General features: G+C 47.3%; 19 protein-coding genes and 2 pseudogenes. 15 read left to right on the top strand and 6 right to left on the bottom strand.

The window, feature by feature from the left end:
• The 3 genes and pseudogenes from GOU96_RS12435 to GOU96_RS12425 form a co-directional block, all read left to right on the top strand.
• Nucleotides 1-493, top strand: a pseudogene (locus tag GOU96_RS12435) (hypothetical protein); the annotation flags it as partial.
• A complete protein-coding gene (locus GOU96_RS12430; protein WP_071180036.1) occupies nucleotides 487-2,139 on the top strand; it encodes a BatD family protein in 1,653 nt (550 codons plus the stop codon). The pseudogene GOU96_RS12435 and the gene GOU96_RS12430, both read left to right, overlap by 7 nt.
• Nucleotides 2,140-2,297: 158 nt before the next feature.
• Nucleotides 2,298-3,014, top strand: a complete 717-nt coding sequence (locus tag GOU96_RS12425) for an SIMPL domain-containing protein (protein WP_071179002.1) — start codon at nucleotides 2,298-2,300, stop codon at nucleotides 3,012-3,014.
• A 273-nt stretch (nucleotides 3,015-3,287) separates the two neighbouring features.
• On the opposite strand, the gene cspE is transcribed toward GOU96_RS12425, so the two are convergent.
• On the bottom strand, nucleotides 3,288-3,500 hold the full coding sequence (gene cspE / locus GOU96_RS12420) for a transcription antiterminator/RNA stability regulator CspE (RefSeq protein WP_000078819.1): 213 nt from the start codon (nucleotides 3,498-3,500) through the stop codon (nucleotides 3,288-3,290).
• Nucleotides 3,501-3,745: 245 nt separating this feature from the next.
• A complete protein-coding gene (locus GOU96_RS12415; RefSeq protein ID WP_267781698.1) occupies nucleotides 3,746-5,743 on the bottom strand; it encodes a GGDEF domain-containing protein in 1,998 nt (665 codons plus the stop codon).
• A gap of 544 nt (nucleotides 5,744-6,287) precedes the next feature.
• Here GOU96_RS12415 and GOU96_RS12410 point away from each other — a divergent pair.
• Nucleotides 6,288-6,770, top strand: coding sequence for a L,D-transpeptidase family protein (locus GOU96_RS12410; protein ID WP_019829499.1), 483 nt, complete (start codon nucleotides 6,288-6,290; stop codon nucleotides 6,768-6,770).
• 69 nt (nucleotides 6,771-6,839) lie between these two features.
• On the opposite strand, the gene GOU96_RS12405 is transcribed toward GOU96_RS12410, so the two are convergent.
• Nucleotides 6,840-7,052 carry a DUF3820 family protein gene (locus tag GOU96_RS12405; RefSeq protein ID WP_000462094.1) on the bottom strand — a complete coding sequence of 71 codons (213 nt, stop codon included), beginning with the start codon at nucleotides 7,050-7,052 and terminating at the stop codon, nucleotides 6,840-6,842.
• Nucleotides 7,053-7,289: 237 nt separating this feature from the next.
• Here GOU96_RS12405 and tnaC point away from each other — a divergent pair, with 237 nt between their 5' ends.
• Nucleotides 7,290-7,361, top strand: coding sequence for a tryptophanase leader peptide (gene tnaC / locus GOU96_RS18620; protein WP_071908331.1), 72 nt, complete (start codon nucleotides 7,290-7,292; stop codon nucleotides 7,359-7,361).
• A gap of 61 nt (nucleotides 7,362-7,422) precedes the next feature.
• On the opposite strand, the gene GOU96_RS12400 is transcribed toward tnaC, so the two are convergent.
• Complete coding sequence (locus GOU96_RS12400; protein WP_267781691.1) at nucleotides 7,423-7,557, bottom strand: hypothetical protein; 135 nt, start codon at nucleotides 7,555-7,557, stop codon at nucleotides 7,423-7,425.
• A 275-nt stretch (nucleotides 7,558-7,832) separates the two neighbouring features.
• Between GOU96_RS12400 and tnaA the strand changes: the two genes are divergently transcribed.
• The 10 genes from tnaA to mnhG all read left to right on the top strand — a co-directional run bounded on the left by tnaA (nucleotide 7,833) and on the right by mnhG (nucleotide 17,709).
• The gene (tnaA, locus tag GOU96_RS12395; RefSeq protein ID WP_267781689.1) at nucleotides 7,833-9,251 is read left to right on the top strand and encodes a tryptophanase; all 1,419 of its coding nucleotides are present in this window, start codon (nucleotides 7,833-7,835) and stop codon (nucleotides 9,249-9,251) included.
• A gap of 99 nt (nucleotides 9,252-9,350) precedes the next feature.
• Nucleotides 9,351-10,565 (top strand): aromatic amino acid transporter, encoded by a 1,215-nt coding sequence (locus GOU96_RS12390; protein WP_000043405.1) that lies wholly within the window; start codon nucleotides 9,351-9,353, stop codon nucleotides 10,563-10,565.
• 195 nt (nucleotides 10,566-10,760) lie between these two features.
• The gene (locus GOU96_RS12385) at nucleotides 10,761-11,702 is read left to right on the top strand and encodes a universal stress protein (RefSeq protein WP_267781687.1); all 942 of its coding nucleotides are present in this window, start codon (nucleotides 10,761-10,763) and stop codon (nucleotides 11,700-11,702) included.
• Nucleotides 11,703-11,776: 74 nt separating this feature from the next.
• Nucleotides 11,777-11,974, top strand: a complete 198-nt coding sequence (locus tag GOU96_RS12380; protein ID WP_000712919.1) for a hypothetical protein — start codon at nucleotides 11,777-11,779, stop codon at nucleotides 11,972-11,974.
• 245 nt (nucleotides 11,975-12,219) lie between these two features.
• Nucleotides 12,220-14,796, top strand: coding sequence for a hydrogen gas-evolving membrane-bound hydrogenase subunit E (gene mbhE, locus GOU96_RS12375; RefSeq protein ID WP_267781685.1), 2,577 nt, complete (start codon nucleotides 12,220-12,222; stop codon nucleotides 14,794-14,796).
• Nucleotides 14,796-15,149, top strand: a complete 354-nt coding sequence (locus GOU96_RS12370; RefSeq protein WP_002032138.1) for a Na+/H+ antiporter subunit C — start codon at nucleotides 14,796-14,798, stop codon at nucleotides 15,147-15,149. The genes mbhE and GOU96_RS12370 overlap by 1 nt, the downstream gene beginning before the upstream one ends.
• Nucleotides 15,146-16,642 carry a proton-conducting transporter membrane subunit gene (locus GOU96_RS12365; protein ID WP_267781683.1) on the top strand — a complete coding sequence of 499 codons (1,497 nt, stop codon included), beginning with the start codon at nucleotides 15,146-15,148 and terminating at the stop codon, nucleotides 16,640-16,642. Before GOU96_RS12370 ends, GOU96_RS12365 begins: the two co-directional genes overlap by 4 nt.
• Nucleotides 16,639-17,115: a Na+/H+ antiporter subunit E gene (locus tag GOU96_RS12360; protein ID WP_019829505.1), complete on the top strand. Its 477-nt coding sequence runs from the start codon at nucleotides 16,639-16,641 to the stop codon at nucleotides 17,113-17,115. Before GOU96_RS12365 ends, GOU96_RS12360 begins: the two co-directional genes overlap by 4 nt.
• Nucleotides 17,108-17,386 (top strand): cation:proton antiporter, encoded by a 279-nt coding sequence (locus GOU96_RS12355; RefSeq protein WP_000370509.1) that lies wholly within the window; start codon nucleotides 17,108-17,110, stop codon nucleotides 17,384-17,386. Before GOU96_RS12360 ends, GOU96_RS12355 begins: the two co-directional genes overlap by 8 nt.
• Nucleotides 17,386-17,709, top strand: coding sequence for a monovalent cation/H(+) antiporter subunit G (gene mnhG, locus GOU96_RS12350; protein WP_001887167.1), 324 nt, complete (start codon nucleotides 17,386-17,388; stop codon nucleotides 17,707-17,709). Before GOU96_RS12355 ends, mnhG begins: the two co-directional genes overlap by 1 nt.
• 167 nt (nucleotides 17,710-17,876) lie before the next feature.
• Here the strand turns inward: mnhG and def are convergent, their stop codons facing one another.
• Nucleotides 17,877-18,383, bottom strand: coding sequence for a peptide deformylase (gene def / locus GOU96_RS12345; protein WP_000279461.1), 507 nt, complete (start codon nucleotides 18,381-18,383; stop codon nucleotides 17,877-17,879).
• Nucleotides 18,384-18,530: 147 nt separating this feature from the next.
• Nucleotides 18,531-20,666 (bottom strand): annotated as a pseudogene (locus tag GOU96_RS12340) (M66 family metalloprotease); the annotation flags it as partial.
• Nucleotides 20,667-20,684 lie beyond the last annotated feature (18 nt).

Below are 20,684 nucleotides of genomic sequence, written 5' to 3'. Positions count from 1 at the left end.
ACAGCAACAGCAACAGCAGGATTCGTCATCAGGCTCCTCCGGTCAAGAAGCGCAAGAAGACTCATCAGCAAATCCCTCAAATACAGCTCAGGAGCAAGAGGCGAGCTCTCAAACAAAAGGCGCATCGACGCCTGATCCACAGCAGGATCTACAAGAGAGTACTGAGCCCAAAGCGAATGCAAAACCACAGGAGCAACCAAACGCTGTGGATGATGCGCAAGCTGGGGAACCCAGCGCGCACCAGGAGCAATCAAAAGATCCGCAAAATGGGCAGCCAAGTGGAACCGAGCAAAACGATGAGCAGAGTGACAAAGCCAATGCCGCTCAGCCCTCCGAGTCGGTCACCACCTCTTCTGATCCCAATCTTGACCCTATGTTACGTAAGTTGGAGCAAGTCGAGAGTGCTCGCGATCCGAGTGCACTACTGCGCGCGCAATTTATTCTGCAAGCCCAACGTAAACCTCAACCCACGGAACCCGATCAGCCATGGTAAAGATACACGCACCGTTTCAATCCGTACTTTTTTGGCTAACGCTGCTGGTAAGTTTGCTGGCACTTCCCGCGCATTCCGCTGATTTAGTGGCCAGTGTCAGCAAAAATAAAGTGGTCAAAAATGAAGTATTTCAGCTGCGAATTGTCAGTCATGACAAAGTCTCTGCCGATGCCCTCGATTTTTCCCAACTGGAGCCTGACTTTTTTGTTGGTCAGCCGAGTTTTGCCTCCTCGACCAATATCATCAATGGCAACTACTCACAACGCAGTGAATGGACCGTTGCTCTTGCGGCGCAAAAAGTAGGCATAGTGACTATCCCAAGTTTCCAGTTAGGGAGTCACCAAACCTCCCCTATCGCGATCCAAGTGACTGAAGATCAAGACCAACCTGCCCAAGAAGAGTTGGCGGAGGTACGCAGCCGTTTAGAACGAACAGAGCTTTATCCTGGTGAAAGCACACTATTCCACGCGCAGTTGATCATTAAGGAAGACATTCGTCGCCTGCGCGACCCCAACATTACCCCACCGAAAGTCGAGGGCATGCGTTTAGAATCGGCGAGCGAGCCGAAACAGTATCCGAGTGTGCTCAATGGAGTAGAAGTGACGATTGTCGAACAATCCTTTCGCATCACCGCTGAGCAGGCAGGCCAGTTTACCTTAAGTGAGCCTGTGCTTAAGGCCGGCTTATTGTATGGTAACCAATACAGTGGCAATACTCGCTTAATCCCAATACTGACTAAGGCCAAAAACTACTCAATCCAAGTATTAGAAAAACCCAAACACTATCAGGGCACTTGGCTGCCCACCGCCAAGCTGAGCCTGACTCAAGAGTGGCAGGATGGGCAACAAAAGCTCGAATCAACCACTGCCTACTCGACTCAAGTTGGCCATGCCATTACACGTGAGATTCGTCTGCAAGTCAGTGGGTTGACTCAACAACAATTGCCAAACATCCACATCCCATACCCAGAGAGCATCAGCGTCTATGCTGAGAAGCCGCAATTTAGTACGCTGGATAATGGCGATACCGTGATGACCTTCAAGCAAGTGCTGATCCCTCGTCAGGCAGGAGAAATTCACTTACCAGAATTCAGCCTCAACTGGTGGAACACCCAGACACAAGCGGAGCAGACCAGCCAAGTGACAGGCATGACTTTGCAAGTCAAACCCAGCGAAGAAACGCCTGTATTACCCACGCCGAGCCAGCCGAGTACTCCTGAGATCCAGCAGGTCGTCGACGCTGGCTATTGGCCATATATCACTCTGCTGTTTGCGCTGCTGTGGCTCAGTACGACCCTCTTGGCTTGGATGTTGTGGCGTCACAAGCACACCGACTCTCAGGCGAACCATAAAACGAAAGCGGCCTCTCACGCACCGTCTTGCGCCTATCAAGCCGTGCTACAAGCTATCGAGCAACAAGACTTACTGGCTCTGAGCCCAGCGTTACGTACTTGGCAAAAGGAAGTGATGCTGAATCAAGAAGAGGAGCAAACCCTGACGGCTCTTGTCCATACATTACAGCAAGCTTGTTTCTCGGAGCGGACAGAGCAACCGGATTTCAATCCCTTGAAAAATTGGTTTGTGGCTAAACAGAAACAGCAAGGAAAAATGCAGCGTAGCCGTTCATCCACGTTACCGCCGTTATAACCTTGGCTTTGACAGGAGGCTGACAATTTCATGTCCTCGAGGGATAGCTTGTTAAGCGTGGTAAGAGTAATTTAGAGCGCGATGAAAAATGGTGGAGAATGTGACCAAACATGGCACTTCTCTATTGTCGGTTAAGGTCAATCACTGGGAGGACATCCATGACCAATATCAATACCAAAGCCGCCACTGTGCTCGGACTAAGCCTGATTATCGGGCTTTCCGCACTGGGCTTCTTGGTACAACAAATGGCGGTTAAGTTTAAAGAGTACGAGCGCGTTGTGGCGGTGAAAGGGCTGTCTGAACGTGAAGTGGTGGCAGATACCGTCATCTGGCCCATTCAGTTTACCGTTGCGGATAATCAACTCTCTTCTCTGTTTACCACTGTGGATCAGCAAACTCAGCTTATTACCCAATTCTTAGTGGAAAAAGGCGTGGATCGCGCAGCGATTTCCCTTTCAGCACCTGCAGTGATCGATAAAAAAGCTCAACAATATGGTGAAGATCGCGCTGAGTTTCGCTATTTAGCGACTCAAACCTTGACCGTGTACAGCAAACAAGTCGATCAAGTACGCAAAATCATTAGCGAAATTGGTCAGTTGGGTAAGCAAGGCGTGGTTTTTAACCAAGATCCTTACAACAATCGCGTTGAATTTAGCTTCACCGGGCTAAATGACATCAAACCAGACATGATTGAAGAGGCGACGAAGCAGGCAAGAGAAGTCGCGCAGAAGTTTGCAAAAGATTCGCAAAGCACCCTAGGCAAGATCAAAACGGCTTCACAAGGACAGTTTTCCATTACTGATCGTGATAACAATACGCCATACATCAAAAATGTACGCGTGGTCACCACCGTTGAGTATTACCTGTCCGATTGATACACCCTAACCACTTATCGCAGCAACAGTGTGGGCAAGATGAGAATCACGTCTTGTCTATGCTGATTGGGATGAGGCTGATAGGGATGAGCTCACTGAACAGCAACACTAGGGTGTTTGGGATAAGAGCGCATTCATCGAAAGCAAAAAATGAATGGAAAGCCATTTTTTAGAAAGCACTTTTTGTTAGAAAAAATGTTAGAAAACAATCTATTAGAAAGTAAAAAGGGGCGTGGTTTTCACCACGCCCCTTTTAGAATCAATCTGAGCTAATTACAGCGCAGTAACTTGAGCAGCTTGTGGGCCTTTTTTGCCTTGCTCAACGGTGAAGCTTACACGCTGGCCTTCAGCCAGAGTTTTGAAGCCTTCAGAAACGATAGACTTGAAGTGTACGAACACGTCTTGACCGCCGTTGTCTTGAGAGATGAAACCAAAACCTTTAGTTTCGTTGAACCATTTTACTGAACCAGTCATTTTCTGAGACATAGTAACCTCTGATATATATTTGCTATGAGTTTATTTGGCTGATAACGAAAGCTATTGAATGGTATATCAAGACAAAGTTGACGCAGGTTTAACGAGAAATCGATAACGATCTGAGATTGAACTTTCACTGAATTTAACATTAACAACTCTTACCTAAGAGCCGAGGTAAACTATACACGTATTTTTTCGAAACGCTACATTTATTTGTGTTATTTGCCAAAGCGTAAGAAATCTGCTGGATAATGCTACATTTCTGCCTGTATGCAGTCGATATTTTCAACAATAACGCCAATAACCTGATTCCGTCCTTGGCTTTTCGCTCTGTACAAGGCTTTATCCGCTTCTGCATAGAGCTGATCAAATTGAATCTCTCGCGGTTTATAACGAGAAGCAGCATAACCGATCGATACGGTCAGTAGCTCACCACTGGGATTTTCGCAGTGTTCAATACATTCTGCTTCAATACTTTTACGAATATTTTCAGCCAGTAAATGAATCTCTTCAGCGCTGCGATTCGCCACCAAGAGCAGAAACTCCTCCCCACCAATTCGACAGAACAGTTCATGCTCAGATTGCGCATGTCGACTGAGAATATTACCAATCCGCATCAGAGCAATATCGCCTTCAAGATGCCCATAGCAGTTATTGAAAAGCCCGAAATGGTCAATATCAAGCAAGATCACGCCATAATTGACCACCTCTTTGATGGTCTGTTCGCAAGTTTGCTCCAGTTGGTGCTCAAGCATACGGCGATTCCCTAAACGAGTCAGCGGATCTAATTTCGCCATTAAATCGAGTTTTTCGTTGGCTTTTTGCAAATCACGAGTGCGATTACGCACCTCAAGCTCCAGCGTTTCATTGAGTACCGAGATCGCTTCTTGGGCTTTGGCTCGCATCAATACTTCGGTGAGGTTTGAAGCAAACATACGAATCACTTCACGCAGTTGTGAAGTCAAGGGGGAACGTCGGATCAAATTATCCGCCGCAATAAAGGCAATCGGGGTGCCTTTGTCGGTGAGCATGGTCATCGCCGTCCAACCATAACCGACAATTTTACAGTCGTGATAGATGGGAACACTCTCTTTAAACACCACTTCGTTTGGGTACACTTTGGCAAGGTCGACAATGTCATTTTCATGCGTTGAACCACGGAAATAGGATTCATCGACAATATTGCCTTGAATATCCGTCCCCCACGTCCCCTGAATATAAGAGCAAGCTTCATCCGTCAAAAACACCGCCATGCGATCAATCCCCATTCGATTGATCGCAAAGGTGACTGCCGATTTACACACTTCACTGACTGTCATACAGCGAGACAGTTCGACCATGCTGGCATGCAGCATACGTACGTTTTGTTCCTGCTTTTTACGAATATAAATTTGCGCGAGCAGTGAGCCAAACGACTCAAGCATCTGTTTTTGATACTCGGTAATCGGCTGCCGATTGATATAGTTGTCGATGGCAATCCAGCCTATGGTGTCATTACCATCACGCAAAATCAGCATGGCATTCCAGCCTTGTCCTACTACCTGTCCGACGGTGTACAAAGGCACATCTTCCACCACCATCAAAGTGCACTCTTCATTGGATAAAGCTTCGAGATATTGAGGCTCTAATTGGTGCAGATCATACTGGGTGTGCTGTTCATCAATCGTATTACCGTGCTCATCGGTACCATAAGTACCGCTGAAGCAACGCTTTTTCATATCAAGCAACAAGAGCGCGGAGCGATCAAACCCGAGACGATGTCGCATAGCCTCGACCGATGCGCGGTGTAGCTCATCAAGATTGGCGGGGTTGGACAACTCGAGCGCGACTTGATGCACCAGCTTCATGTTGTCAATAAACTGCTCTCGCTGACGAATTTCACTAAGGTACTGCGCCTCACGTAAATCACGATTTTTAAACTCTTTCGATGCTTCAATTTCCGCTCGTAAGCATTGCCATTTCGCTGCAATTAACTGTAAAAAATCCAACTCACCGGATTGAGTGCTCAGGTGTACTTTATCGACGCATTCCGCTTGAATGATCAGATAAGTCCGATGCTGAGGATGATTATCCAGCATAAAAATAAACGACTCGCCGCCCATCACTGGCAAATAGTTCCAGCGACAGGTATTGATGGCAAAAGGGATCAAGCCATCGGAAGTATCAAACTGCGCAGCCCATGCCCAAAAGGCTTCAGGATACGCTTCTAGCGGCGTAAACGTGTTGGAAGAGAGTAAGGTGTGACCTGCCACGTCTTGAGATGGTGCTCGTACGATCCCAGCTGATTGCGATAATAGAAATGTCGTTAAGTACTCAAACGTGGTCTCGGCCAACATTCGATAATTACGACTTGAGGTAACTCTTTTGAGTAGGGTTCGAGGAAACATGCGCAGCCTGACTTAATCTTTGTTTTATGCGAAATCATGGCCGAAATTCTGATAAGCAATCAATTGGTTATCCTTCTGGCTGTTAACTACGCCGCACTTTTTTTAGATAACTGATCGCATACTCGGCACAGCCAGCATTTTTGCGAGGTTGTTTCCATTTATTGCATCAATAGCATGCTCTTTTTGAATTTTTTCTCATTAATGAGTCAGTTTTTTTGTGGTTGCCGTCTCCTTGTAATAGCCCAGTTTTTTCAAATCCCTTCCCGAACGATTTGGACTTTGAGGTAGACACACTCTCTTAAGCGCTGTGCTGAGTGTGAAGTCTGCATGGCTAACCACACCGCAGCTTCAAGTAGAAAGAAGATATCTGCTAGAATTAGGCGCAGTTTGTTTCCATCTTGGGTCTCCTATGCGTCTTTTCTCTACCGTACTGCTGTTATTGCTGATTTTCCCTAACCTGAGTTATGCGCAAGTCGATTTAGTCAAAGTGGATAAATCGAAACGGCGTATGTACTTACTCCAAGGCAATGAAGTCATTCGTGAGTATCGGATTGCTCTAGGAAAATCGCCTAAAGGGCATAAGCAGCAAGAAGGCGACCAACGCACACCAGAGGGGCACTATCTTTTAGACTTTATTATTGAAGATTCGAGCTTCTACCGTTCGATACACATTAGCTACCCCAACACTCGCGATCAGCAGCTCGCTCAATTGCGCGGCGTAAATCCCGGTGGTGATATTAAGATTCATGGCTTAAAAAACGGTGATGAGAGAGAGCCGGGGTTCGTACAAAGCTTTGATTGGACGAACGGCTGCATTGCCATTACCAATCAAGAAATGGATGAGTTTTTAAGCCTAGTTCAGCCCGGTGTGCCCATCCATATTGAGTGGTAAATGGGTTGGTCTCGCGCTGAAAGCGCAGACCAAGAGATCGCCACAACATGGCGCAGCAATCCAGTTTGGTTACTGTTTTAAAGGTTTGACTAAGGATTCTAGCCCCTCAATTTTGATCGCTAGGCAGAGCTCAAGTAACACGCCTAGCTCCCCTTCTGGAAAACCTTGTTTTTGAAACCAAAGTAAATAAGGTTCTGGCAAATCTATCAAAGCTCGGCCTGCGTATTTACCAAAAGGCATTTTCATTTGTGCCAATTTTATAAGATGCGTTTTCTCAAACATTGTGAATATTGAATATCGTCGATAACTCAGCGGGCAGACTAAAGCGAAGCGTGAGAAAAGTAAATATCTTCCTGCATCTGGATGCAGAGAAAAATAGCGGAATAAATGTGATTCACCACCCACTGTTTTATTTTTTGTTAGCGTATTCTCAATTTATTCATTTGTCAGATGACGAATGGCTATTTTCATCCATAATCAAATTGGGTTTGAAATGAATCATTTCAAATAGGTGAAAATATGAGAACGCACAACAACTCTAGTATCTGGTTTACCCTCGATTATAAAATCGCTTTCTTCTTTCCTGCCTAATCCCTTCTCGCGTGGATGACTAGGCATGTTTTTGCAGTCAATCGACTGCAATCCGGTTTTGTTATTCCGCTGTCTTACTCGCTTGACGCATGGCTTTATATACCCATACCACTTGGAATTGCAGGTAGTAGGCAAGGGTGTTCATCCCCATGAGCATAGATAAACGCTGGGATTGGCGGTGAACGAACGTTGCCAACAACGCTGCAGCTTCAAGTAAGCAGGGGATATCGCTTACTGCCAGATATCGACAATTTTAAGTCTATCTAATGACTCATATTGGTGTTTATCTGTGTTTAGTTAAGCCATTGAAGAAATATAAATATGCGTTTTAAGCTTTGTAAGCATTAAATATGCATTCGCTTCGACGTAGATATTATTTACGTTATAGCTGCATAGTGAATCAATCTCAGCACAAGGAATTTCATTTATTCCTTGCATGAATTTATATTTTAATTTTTAGGAACACCCAGCATGGAAAATTTTAAACACTTACCAGAACCTTTTCGTATTCGTGTTATTGAACCTGTTAAACGTACCACACGGGAATATCGTGAAAAGGCGATTTTAAATGCCGGAATGAACCCCTTTTTGCTCGATAGTGAAGATGTATTTATTGACCTGCTCACCGACAGCGGCACTGGCGCAATCACGCAGGAGATGCAAGCCGCGATGTTCCGTGGTGATGAAGCCTACAGCGGCAGCCGCAGCTACCACGCACTCGCGAGAGCGGTTAAAGATATTTTTGGTTATGAATACACCATTCCAACTCACCAAGGGCGTGGTGCAGAACAAATTTACATTCCTGTTTTGATTAAAAAACGTGAACAAGAAAAAGGCTTAGATCGCAGTAAAATGGTCGCCTTATCGAACTACTTTTTCGATACCACTCAAGGCCATACCCAAATCAACTGCTGTGTTGCCAAAAACGTATATACCGAAGAAGCGTTTGATACTGGCGTAAAGGCCGATTTTAAAGGCAATTTCGACTTAGAAAAGCTCGAACAAGCCATCCTTGAAGCGGGTCCGGCGAACGTCCCATATATTGTCAGCACCATCACTTGTAACTCAGCTGGCGGCCAACCGGTTTCGATTGCTAACTTGAAAGCCGTGTATGAGATTGCCCAACGCTATGACATCCCCGTGATTATGGATTCCGCTCGTTTTGCTGAAAACGCGTATTTTATTCAGCAACGAGAACGCGATTACCGCAACTGGAGCATCGAAGAGATCACGCGTGAAGCTTACAAATACGCTGATGGGCTCGCAATGTCGGCCAAAAAGGATGCCATGGTGCAAATGGGCGGCTTACTCTGCTTCAAAGACGAAAGCTTCTTTGACGTGTACACCGAATGCCGAACCCTGTGTGTGGTGCAAGAAGGCTTCCCTACATACGGTGGCTTAGAAGGCGGTGCGATGGAGCGTTTGGCGGTTGGCTTGTATGACGGTATGCGCCAAGATTGGCTCGCTTATCGCATTAACCAAGTGGAGTATCTGGTCAATGGTTTAGAAGCGATTGGGGTTATTTGCCAACAAGCTGGCGGCCATGCTGCGTTTGTCGATGCGGGTAAACTGCTGCCTCACATCCCAGCAGATCAATTCCCTGCTCACGCTTTAGCTTGTGAACTCTATAAAGTCGCAGGCATTCGCGCAGTAGAAATTGGTTCACTCCTGCTTGGCCGTGATCCTGCAACCGGAAAACAGCATCCTTGCCCAGCCGAATTGCTCCGTTTAACCATTCCACGCGCGACTTATACGCAAACGCACATGGATTTCATCATCGAAGCATTTGAGAAGGTGAAAGCCAATGCTCGTAACGTCAAAGGATTGGAGTTTACTTACGAGCCCCCCGTGCTACGCCACTTTACAGCTCGCTTAAAAGAAAAAGCCTAATACGGTATTGAAAAAGTGCAGCCTGCATAGGCTGCCTTTTTTTGACCTGAAAAACATAACAACAAAATCAACATTAACGTGAAACCCAAGGATTTTATCATGTCGAAACAACCCTCACTGTTTGGGGGAGCCTGCATTATTGCCAGCGTCTGCGTAGGTGCTGGTATGCTTGGTCTCCCCAGCGCAGGTGCCGGAGCATGGACTCTCTGGTCTATGTTGGCGCTCGCTTTAACCATGGCGGTCATGACGCTTTCAGGCTGGATGCTACTTGAAGCCTTTAAACACTATGATCTTCGAGTCTCGTTTAATACCGTGACCAAAGATATGCTAGGCAGCCATATCAATCGCTTTAACAACCTGACCGTTTACTTTGTCGGTGGCATTTTGTTGTACGCCTACATCACCTCTTCTGGTTTGATTTTGCAGGATTTACTGCATATTAATAGCAAAATAGCCTCGATACTGTTCGTGGCGGTATTTTCCGCTTTCGTTTGGCATTCGACTCGCGCAGTGGATCGTATCTCGGTTATTTTGATCGTATTTATGGTTCTGAGCTTTATTTTTGGTGTTTCAGGATTAGCGATCAATGTGAAAACATCCATCCTATTTGACACCCTAAATCAAAGTGGTGAGTACGCTCCTTATGCGATGGCAATGCTGCCCGTTGCGCTGACCTCGTTTGGTTATCATCACTCCGTTTCATCCATGCGTGCCTATTACGGCGAAGAGCGCAAAGCCAAGTACGCGATTTTGGGAGGCACAGTGATTGCGCTAAGTCTTTATGCGCTTTGGCTATTTAGCATTTTTGGCAATTTACCTCGTGCCGATTTTGCGCCTGTCATACAGCAAGGTGGGAATGTGGATGTGCTTTTAAAAGCCTTAGGTTCGGTGGTGGAGTCGGAGAAAGTCTCACAAGCGATCAACGCCTTTTCGATGGCCGCGATCCTATCTTCCTTTATCGGCGTTGGCTTAGGCGTATTTGATTTTCTGGCCGATTTATTTCAGTTCAGCAACTGTAAACAAGGGCGTACCAAAACTTGGCTGGTCACCTTTTTGCCACCTCTCATTCTCTCTTTGCTGTTCCCATTTGGCTTTATCATTGCGATCGGTTACGCAGGCGCAGCCGCCACTATTTGGGCCTGTATTATCCCAGTACTGCTTGCGCGTAAATCGCGCACTTTAGCCAATGGAGCGCAGGGGTTTGTCGTACCGGGAGGCAATCTAGCTCTTGGACTTGTTCTGATCTTTGGTGTGCTTACCGCGGTTTTTCATATGATGGCGATGGCCAATTTGTTACCTGCGTTTAAGGGATAACCTCAAAAACAACCCCATCAATACAAAGAAGCCGCAGCGAAACAATTTCTTACGTATCGCTGCGGCTTCCCTATTTTATAGCGCAGACAAGCATATCGATGAGATCTAATCTCAGCATTACATAAACCCTTACAATTACTCGCTATGACATAGGACAGCAATATGACTAATCTTTAATCAACCAAGGAGCTGGCTATGAAAAAATTTAAGAATATCTTATTTGCAACTCAAGGCTTACCCGGACACAGTGACGCGTTGGAGCAAGCGATTCAACTTGCTTACAATAACCGCGGTCAACTTGCTGGTTTGATTGCATTTCCAGCATTTCCTGCCGATCTACAACGCTATCAAGAACCCTACGAGCAATCCTATCTGAACACTTTGATGGAAACCGTAGAGGCGTGCCGTTCACAGCACCACATCCATAAAGATGAGGTTCCTTTTCCTTTAATGGTTGAGCACAGCGAGCAACCCGCGGTCGCGCTTATTAAGTCGGCACTCAACCATCATATCGATCTGTTGATCAAAGAAGCGGAACCTATGACTCATAGTCAGCAAGGTTTTAAAGCTTTGGATATGACACTGCTGAGAAAATGCCCTTGCCCAGTTTGGTTGCATCGCCCGTTAGCCAAACCAAAAGCCAATCGGCGTGTTGCGGTGGCTATCGACCCTATCACCACGACCGAGCAGCAAAAGGCCCTAGCATTGCGTTTACTCGAATTATCACGCTCAATTGCCAACACGTGTGACAGTCGCCTGCATATTGTTTCCTGCTGGGAATACTATTTAGAAAACTACCTGCATGATCAGGTATGGATTCAAGTTGAGCAGCAGCAAATAGCAGAAGAAATCGCACAAGCAAAAATCAGACATGAGCAAGCCTTACGTCAACTGATTGATGAATCAGGCATTACAGGCGAGTTGGTGATACACCATCTACACGGTAAACCCGATGAACTGATCCCCGAATGGGTCACGGCAGAGAATATCGACATTCTAGTGATGGGGACTCTCGCTAGAACCGGTATTGCAGGCTTTGTGATTGGCAATACGGCAGAAAACATCGTTCAGTCGATTGAGTGCTCTTTAGTCGCTCTTAAACCAGAAGGATTCGTTTCGCCGATCAAAAACGAGTAAGTAATGCCACATTGGGTCAACCGACCTTCATCTGTTGGCGAGACCGTTGTGATCCTTAGTCTAAGGAGGATGTGATGAAAAAGTTCTGCCCACACTGCCACTGTGAAATGTTGGAGCGTGCCAACCTCTATATCTGCCCAAGAAATGCGATAGGTGATTGTGTTTACGACGCCATGCTCACGAATGAGCTACCGCTCGTCAGCCTGCCTTTTGACTCAGAATGCAGCCATTTTGATGAGCGACCTACACCCTTTGACTCACAATCAAAGTAGATCATGCGTCACGCTTCCACCAACGAACTCGACGCTATCAACAATTAGCCTATACTTTTCAAAGTAGTAGATACCTGTACCCGCTCAGGACGTCGCAACAAGGACGCACTGAGCGGCGTTAATATGACATCGAAGAGGCTGCCATCTTGAAGACAGGACTCGATAAGCATACATCCCTCACCCCAAATACAGTGTCGGCGAGATTACTTCCTTTCGCCGTTTTACCCATCCTTCTATTTGGGTGGATGTTTTATTGGCATCAAACCGGTGGTAACGCTTGGCAAGTCACTTGGGTTCCTGGGCTGGATCTGAATCTCAGTTTCCGACTTGACGGGCTCTCTTTTCTTTTTGCCTCGTTGATCACAGGCATCGGTGCCTTGATTCAAATCTATGCCCTCGCTTACATGAAAGAGAAAGCGGCGCGCTTCTCATTTCATCTCTACCTCACTCTCTTCATGCTCGCCATGCTTGGCGTGGTGGTAAGCGACAATATTTTACTGCTGTTCATCTTCTGGGAACTGACCACCATCACTTCCTATCTGCTGATTGGTTTTAATCATGACAAACCAGTCTCACGCAAAAATGCCCTACAGTCACTTTTAGTCACGGGGGCCGGAGGACTCGCGCTGTTAGCCGGACTGATTTTACTTGGCTTGATGGCCAATAGTTATCAAATCAGCGTCATCATTGAGCACGCGGATCACATCGCGCAACATCCGTGGTTTATGCCTTCGCTGATTTTAGTTTTACTCGGTGCATTCACTAAATCTGCGCAATTTCCATTCCATTTCTGGTTACCCAATGCCATGGCCGCACCGACACCGGTGAGCGCTTACTTGCATTCAGCGACCATGGTTAAGGCGGGAATCTATCTTTTGGCCCGCTTATCACCGATTTATGCCAGTAGTGATTTTTGGTTCTACTGCTTAACCATTGTGGGCGCGGTAACGGCACTTTGGTGCGCGCTACTGGCGTTCAAGCAAACCGATCTAAAACTGATGTTGGCCTACAGCACCAATGTTGCATTAGGCAAATTAACCCTGCTGCTGGGATTAGGTACCGAGGTCGCGCTGACCGCTGCTGTGTTGTTTATTTTCGCCCACTCATTTTACAAAGCCGCACTCTTTATGGTGGTCGGCAATATTGATAAAGCGACGGGCACTCGAGAGCGAGACAAGCTCGGCAACTTAAAATCCGTCTTGCTGCTGAGCCTTATTGCTGCGGTTATTGCCGCTTTATCCAAATCTGGTGTTGCGCCTATGCTCGGATTTTTGAGCAAGGAGTACATGTACAAATCCAGTGTGGAGTCTGGCATTGCGTGGATTTCGCTGGTCTTATTACTGATTAATGCGCTGATGGTGGCGTTAGCCATCGCACTACTTTACAAACCCTTTTTTGGCCAAGCGACCAAGGAGAGTGAAAGCCACCCACCCAAAGCGATCGAACAGAAAAAATCCCTTTGGCTACCTGCGATGGGATTGGCCATCGCCAGTTTCCTACTGCCTGTTTTTGCCCTGGATTGGATTAACCAGCATTTAGTCATACCAGCAGTCATGGCGATGGATCCAAACAGCGTTCCACAAGCCGCAAAATTATGGCAAGGCTTCAATATCCCGCTGGCTTTGAGTGGTATCACGCTTGTGTTAGGGGGCGTGCTGTATCTGAACTACGCAACCCTAGTCACATGGCTCACGCGCCTAGTGAAGCGGCTGCCCAAAGCTGAGCAAATGTTTGATGCCGTGCTGGGTTATTTAGCGACATTAGCAAGCTGGCAAACGCAAATGCTGCAACAAAAACGCTCAAGTGGTTATATGCTGCTATTTTTTACCGTTTTAGCCTTAATGCTGCTCTATCAGCCGCTACCTTTACCAGCCACTTTCAGCGCCTCGCTGTTTGATGTGCATTTTTATGAAGTCGCAATTGCGCTCGCACTCATCGCTTCGGCGCTATTGTGTGTGCTGAGCACGTCACGTTTGCTGTCGGTATTAGCGCTCGGTATGGCTGGATTTATGACCACTCTGGTTTTCATGATTTACAGCGCTCCTGATGTTGCCAAAACCCTCTTGCTGGTCGAAACGCTGATGGTGGTGTTTGTGGTGCTTTTGATGCGCCATATGCCCTACTTGTCGACGGTCGCTCGCCATTCTGTACCGCGGCGCACATTGAATGCGGTGATAGCCAGTGTGATTGGTGCATCCGTAACCTTAATCCTGCTCAATATCACGGCGCATCCTATCGATACCACTTTGTCTGACTATTTTGCGCAGCAGAGCGTTCCCGGCGGTCATGGCCGCAACATCGTCAATGTCATTTTGGTCGATTTTCGTGCCTTTGATACCTTGGGAGAGGTCATTGTGGTCGTCATGGCGAGCCTTGTCGCGATTAGCCTCTTACCCAAACGAACCGAGCAACCACAGAAGATTCATTCTCTAATCTTTGCCACTACCGCACATATTGTGACTGCCTTGATGCTGATGTTCTCCCTCTATCTACTGCTGCGAGGACACAATGCTCCCGGCGGTGGCTTTATCGGCGCATTGATCGCGGTGATCGGCTTTTCGCTGCTCCTCTTCGCCGAATCGCCCCAATACGTAAGAGATCGTCTCCACTTCTCGCCACTCAATATTGCTCTATTTGGCATCCTGCTCAGTTTTATGGCAGGAGCCATGAGTGTCGCGGTCGGTTTACCTTTCCTAACTGGATTATGGTGGAAAGAAATTTTACCGCTTGGCACCCCACTGCTCTTTGATGTCGGCATCTATCTGGCGATCATCGGCGGTGTCATGAGCATGTTGCTGCGCGTTAAGGAGGAACTCGACTAATGGAAGGATTATGGAGCATTGTTGTCGGTGTTTTTGTCGCCGCCGGTATCTACTTAATGCTAGAGCGACACTTACTGCGCTTATTGTTTGGCCTGATCCTCCTCAGTAGTGCGGTGAACTTGGCCATTTTTACCGCAGGACGCTTAACCCCCGCCTCACCACCATTAATTGAGGTAGGAGCCTTGTTACCAGAGGAAGGTGCGGCGAACCCGCTGCCACAAGCGCTGATTTTAACCGCCATTGTGATCGGTTTTGGCTTACTGGTTTTTGCTTTGATGCTGTTTTACCGAGCTTATTTTGAGACTCGCAGCGCGGACGTCGATGAGATGCGTCGCTCAGAGGAGGAAGAATGACCGCGATTGGGTTGACCTTACCCGTTGTGATCTCACTGCTCACCGCAGTTGCGATCTTTTTAGCGGGGCGTAAACGTTGGCTGACCAACGGTTTGAGTGTGATCTGCAGTGTCATCAATCTCTTTACTGGCGCTCTACTCACGATCAGCATTTACACTCATGGCCCAGCATCTATTGCCTTTGGGCAATGGCCTGCCCCCTTTGGCATCGTTTTTGTCGCTGATTTATTGAGCGTCGCTATGGTCATGGTGACGGCCATTATTGGTTTGGTTAGCGTTATCTATGCGATTGCCGATTTAAGCGCCAAACCCTCATACGCGCGCTACCACGCGCTGTTGCATGTTCTACTGGCTGGTGTGTATGGCGCTTTCTTAACGGGGGATATTTTCAACCTTTATGTCTGGTTTGAAGTCATGCTGATCGCTTCTTTCGGCTTGATGGTGTTGGATGCAAACCAGCAGCAAATCGATGGCGCCATCAAATATGTGCTGCTCAATCTTATCTCTACCTTGGTATTTTTACTTTCGATAGGACTGCTTTACGGTGCCACAGGAACCTTAAACCTCGCAGATTTACATGACAAAGCTCAATCCCTCGCTCCTGAGATGAAAACCATGCTCGCTGGATTGCTATTGTTCGCGTTTTCTATCAAAGCAGCGCTGTTTCCTCTGTTTGCTTGGCTACCGGCGTCTTACCACACCTTGCCGAGCGCCATTGTTGCCCTGTTTGCCGCTTTACTCACCAAAGTCGGTGTCTACGCTTTGCTGCGAGTCTTCACTCTGGTGTTTCCGCTCGATGCCAGTGGTTGGCAACCGATCCTACTGGGGATTGCGGCGCTGACCATGCTCACTGGCGTACTCGGTGCAGCAAGCCAATATGACATTAAAAAGATTCTTTCTTTTCATATCATTAGCCAAATTGGCTACATGATTATGGGACTGGCCATTTATACCCCTTTGGCCATCACAGGAGCGATTTTTTATGTTATTCACCATATCTTAGTAAAGGGGAACCTATTTCTGATTGGTGGCCTGATTGGCAGAAAGTACGGCACTACACAATTGACGCAGCTTGGTGGAGTCTATCGCGCGATGCCTTGGCTTACCTTTGGCTTCTTGCTCGCCGCATTCTCTTTGGCGGGCTTCCCTCCTCTGTCGGGTTTCTGGGGTAAGTTTCTAGTCATCAAAGCGAGTTTGGCTGCTGAGCTGTATTGGCTTGCCGCAATTGCGCTATTGGTTGGCCTGCTAACGATTTTCTCGATGACCAAAATTTGGAATGAAGTGTTTTGGAAAGATGCTCCTACCGCTCTACCGCAGGAGACGTTAGCCCGCTCAACACTCGGTCTTTATGCACTGCCGATCCTCGTGCTCACTCTGTTTAGCCTAGTGATTGGTTTGGCTGCGCAGCCGTTTTACCAATTTGCAACCTTAGCGGCAGAACAATTATTAACGCCAACCGCTTATATCCATGCTGTTTTGGGAGGCTCAAAATGATTTATCTCTTCCTCAACCTCTTTCTTGCCACAGCGTGGATGCTGCTCAATGGTGACTACTCCAGCTTGCAATTCTTATTGGGATTCGTGGTGGGTTTTTGGGCATTGCGCCTCAGCCAGCCATTTGGCTTAAAAACCACTTACTTTCGCCGTTTTAGAGCCATCACCACTTTAATTCTCTATTTCATCTACGAGATGATCGTCTCTGTCGCACGAGTCGCATGGGATGTCGTGACGCCAAAGCATCTGAGCGATCCTGATATTGTCTACGTGCCATTAGATGCCCGCAGCGATCTTGAGATTACCCTTTTGGCCAACATGGTTTCGCTCACTCCCGGCACTTTAAGTCTCGATGTTAGCGAAGATAGACAATATTTAATCGTTCACGCGATGTTTGCACCAGAGCACCAAACGGTGATCAACGACATCAAAAATGGTCTTGAAAAACGGATACTGGAGGTCACTCGTGGATAATTCATTACCGCTGGCGATTCACTTCGCCTATCTAGGGCTTTTGCTTAGCTTGGCAATGGCGTTTATCCGCTTAGTGTTAGGCCCATCGCTCGCCGATCGCGTGGTCGCTCTCGATTTAATTTCCTTTATCACCATAGGCTTTATTGTCGTTTATAGCTTAGACAGTGGTCAGCAAACACTATTGGATATTGCCTTAACCCTAGGCTTAGTGGCTTTCCTTGGCACCATAGCATTTGCACGATTTATCGCTAAACGAAAAGGAGAACTTTAATGTCGATGTTAGCGGCCCTCTTACTGGTTCTCGGCACCTTATTCACGCTATTTGCGAGCCTAGGCATTTTGCGCATGCCCGATCTCTATACTCGCATGCACGCCGCCACCAAAGCCGGTACCGCAGGCTTGTCTTTATTGCTCCTTGCTGTCGCGCTCTGTATGCCTGAGATTGGCGTAATATCACGACTGGTTGGCATCATGCTGTTTATTTTTCTGACCGCTCCCGTTGCGGCTCATTTACTGGGTAAAGTCACACAACAAGCCGGCTATACTTTCTGGCGTAATCAAGACTCGACCAAACAGAAAAAGGCGCAGAAGTAGTTTGCTGCCAAGCCATCTCTTACCGTCAGTGATGATGTTGTTAACCTGTTTTAGATTAAAAGACTACTGTAAAGCGCTGTCGCAGAAGGGTAAAGTTGAGTAAAGATCAAAAAGGCCGCCCGTTATACAGGCGGCCTTTCTATTTTGAAATAATCAAAGTGTCACGATTAACGTGCGCGATTCTTCACATGTTTTTTGACTTTTTTCATCGCCATTTGCTGTTTTAGTGGTGATAGATAGTCGATAAACAGATTGCCAGAAAGATGGTCAATTTCGTGTTGCATGACAATGGCAAGGAAATCGCTCGTTTCGATGCGCAGTGGCTTACCCTCACGATCCAGCGCTTCCACCACGACAGAAGTATAACGCTCCACGTCGGCGTAGTAGTCTGGCACCGATAGACAACCTTCTTGACCCATCTCTTTATTGCTGCCACTGACCACTTTTGGGTTGATCAGCACAAGTGGCTGGTCACGATTGTCTGACAAATCAATCACCACAATCGCTTCTTCACGGCCTACTTGCGGCGCTGCCAGACCAATACCGTTGTCCGTGGCGTACAGGGTATCAAGCAGGTCGTCAATTAAGGTTTGTACTGAGGCCACATCCGTGACCTGTTTGGATTGAACACGAAGTCTTGGATCGGGTGCAGTAAGAATCTCTAGAACAGCCATGGTTTCCTTGGAGCATTAGTTGAATAAAAATAACGCGGCGTAAGATAGTGTTTTCTCTCCCAGTTGTAAACCAAGGCCGATAGTTGCAAAAACAATGTTTGGCGAAAAAATAAAGCCAGTCAAACGACTGGCTTTGCAATGAATAACTTAAAACTGGCCTAGATATTCCCAGTGTCCATTGGTTGGATTGGGATCGGTTGGGTAAGGGAAATAACCGTATTTCGTCACTTTTAAGCGGTAGTAGTGGTAGCCACCTCTAAACGCATATTGATAAATATCGTTCACGTTGCCACGCTGACCATCACTGCCCCACACGCCCATCGCGTCTTGTTGATACCATTCCAGCAGCATCCGTTCAAAGCTGGCCAGATCGCGATTGAGCTCAGTAAGAGTCTCTTGAATAGAAGAGTCGCTGCCTAGCCAAATCCAATCTTGGTTTGACGCTCCGCGCGTTGGGAATGCCTCCCCTTCGCCCGGACGTTTTTGGATGAAGTAATGGTTTTCACCTTCGATTTGACCAACAAACACTGCGTTAGAAGCGTTGTCCCACGTGGTTGAAGTGCGTTCATCCCATGTCAGCAAGCGTGATACACCAAAGTAGCTTTGCACACGTGCTTCAACGCTCACACCCTCGGCTCTGTTGAGCTTGATTGGGTTGAAAGCAAAGTTAATGTGGTCATCTGCCGAACCAAGATATTTCCAACCTTGATCACTGGTTTGGTCGGTCGGGAACGCCCCAGCTTCAAGCGTGCGCATCACAAAGTAGTCGCGCGTGCCCGTTTCTGGATTCGGGTAAACATACAACGCCCCTGCACGGCGCTCCGCTTTTGTCACACCATTGTTGAGCACGCCGCGTCCATAGTGTTCGGCCACAAAGGCATCAAACTCAGCGATGGTCGCAAAATCCGTGTTCAGCAAAGTCTGGTTCTGGGCGAAGGTTTTCGTCATATCGATGACTTGGCTGTAACCGTATTCCTGACCGATGATGATTGGACCTTTGAGCTTATCCAGCGGCGGATTCTGATCTGGCGTGAAACGTGTCAGCGTTGAAGTACCGTTAAGGTCACTACAGCTCAAACTCACTTGGGTAGGTACACCTTTTTCCATCGATAAGTTAACGTGGAACTTGTTACTTTCGGTCGATTTATGACGATTGCCATCCAGTGCGATGTGGGTTGAACCATTGCGATGTTCCACCACTAACTCACAACGACGTTGAGAAGCTAAGGTTCTCGACAACACTTCGCTATTACGAATTGCATAGCTCCAAACGCGACCTTCAGCGTTATTTTTCACGCCTTCGACTTGCTCACAGCGGCCATTGCGAACAAAACCTGCCCCGTCATGACTACCGTTATTGTGCGGCTTGTTTAGAGTACACAGTTGCACTTCTCCAATCTCCGCATTCGGAGTGTAGGTGACATTACCTGCACCAAATTGTGAAAGTAACTCATACTGCCCTACTGGCGAATCAATCTGATAATCGTTATACCAGCGCATATCTCGGCTACCTTCACACACGTTACGCTGTGCATTTAAGCCGCCAACAAACGTCGCGCTTTGACCATTGGTATTGGTGTAATCAAAGCGGCAAATTGGCAGTTGTTGCCCATCAATCAATAACGTCTGCCATTGGTTGTATTGGATTTCGGCTTGAGTGAGATCCCCGGCTGCTTGCCAACCTTCTAGCTGATACTCACCTTGCTCTGGCTGTGGCAGTTCAAACACGTTGCCATAATTTGAATAAACCAGAGGATAGATTTGGCTAGGGTTCTCATTCTGCGGATCGTAAATCCCCAATAAGGTCACTACCGGCACACCCACTTGCTGGGGTTTGGCTGTATCCGTTTCGACGGCTTTATAACGTTGCGTCGCCTGATCCCATTGCACATAGCCGCTTGGGCTGTGGCTATCTAGGTTGAAGCCGTTGTTCATCCAACGCTGTGCTTTGCGCAACTGAGCCGGATGCTCCAAGGTAAAGCGGCTGATGGTGCCAACGTACTCTTGCTCTCCGCCATTTTGCGCATCACGTAAGAAACGGAAGGCATCTTTAAACGGTGGCACAATATCATCACCTTGCTGTTGAGTATAAACATCGCCTTTCCAGTGTAAGTTACCAATAAAGCGTTGGTGGAACGCATCCCACCCCCAACCGGACTCCAGATCGTGAATCGAGGCCATGTACGGCCAATGACCTAAGCCATAGTTATGCCCAAGCTCATGAGACCACTCGTTACCGGTCGTCGCTTCCAGTGTCACGATGCCGCCGCCACCACCTGTCCCTTATACACAGCTCCGAGC

It is taken from the genome of Vibrio sp. R-1 (assembly GCF_035615595.1).
GTDB classification, from domain to species: Bacteria; Pseudomonadota; Gammaproteobacteria; order Enterobacterales; family Vibrionaceae; genus Vibrio; species Vibrio cholerae.
The sequence above is the reverse complement of the archived record's forward strand: the minus strand, read 5'-3'. Positions and strand labels throughout refer to the sequence as shown.

Bases quoted from the DNA above. Each gene is read 5' to 3' on its own strand.
- GOU96_RS12430 (WP_071180036.1), top strand. From the start codon at position 487: ATGGTAAAGATACACGCACCGTTTCAATCCGTACTTTTTTGGCTAACG.
- GOU96_RS12425 (WP_071179002.1), top strand. From the start codon at position 2,298: ATGACCAATATCAATACCAAAGCCGCCACTGTGCTCGGACTAAGCCTG.
- cspE (WP_000078819.1), bottom strand. From the start codon at position 3,500: ATGTCTCAGAAAATGACTGGTTCAGTAAAATGGTTCAACGAAACTAAA.
- GOU96_RS12410 (WP_019829499.1), top strand. From the start codon at position 6,288: ATGCGTCTTTTCTCTACCGTACTGCTGTTATTGCTGATTTTCCCTAAC.
- GOU96_RS12405 (WP_000462094.1), bottom strand. From the start codon at position 7,052: ATGTTTGAGAAAACGCATCTTATAAAATTGGCACAAATGAAAATGCCT.
- tnaA (WP_267781689.1), top strand. From the start codon at position 7,833: ATGGAAAATTTTAAACACTTACCAGAACCTTTTCGTATTCGTGTTATT.
- GOU96_RS12390 (WP_000043405.1), top strand. From the start codon at position 9,351: ATGTCGAAACAACCCTCACTGTTTGGGGGAGCCTGCATTATTGCCAGC.
- GOU96_RS12385 (WP_267781687.1), top strand. From the start codon at position 10,761: ATGAAAAAATTTAAGAATATCTTATTTGCAACTCAAGGCTTACCCGGA.
- GOU96_RS12380 (WP_000712919.1), top strand. From the start codon at position 11,777: ATGAAAAAGTTCTGCCCACACTGCCACTGTGAAATGTTGGAGCGTGCC.
- mbhE (WP_267781685.1), top strand. From the start codon at position 12,220: ATGTTTTATTGGCATCAAACCGGTGGTAACGCTTGGCAAGTCACTTGG.
- GOU96_RS12370 (WP_002032138.1), top strand. From the start codon at position 14,796: ATGGAAGGATTATGGAGCATTGTTGTCGGTGTTTTTGTCGCCGCCGGT.
- GOU96_RS12365 (WP_267781683.1), top strand. From the start codon at position 15,146: ATGACCGCGATTGGGTTGACCTTACCCGTTGTGATCTCACTGCTCACC.
- GOU96_RS12360 (WP_019829505.1), top strand. From the start codon at position 16,639: ATGATTTATCTCTTCCTCAACCTCTTTCTTGCCACAGCGTGGATGCTG.
- mnhG (WP_001887167.1), top strand. From the start codon at position 17,386: ATGTCGATGTTAGCGGCCCTCTTACTGGTTCTCGGCACCTTATTCACG.
- def (WP_000279461.1), bottom strand. From the start codon at position 18,383: ATGGCTGTTCTAGAGATTCTTACTGCACCCGATCCAAGACTTCGTGTT.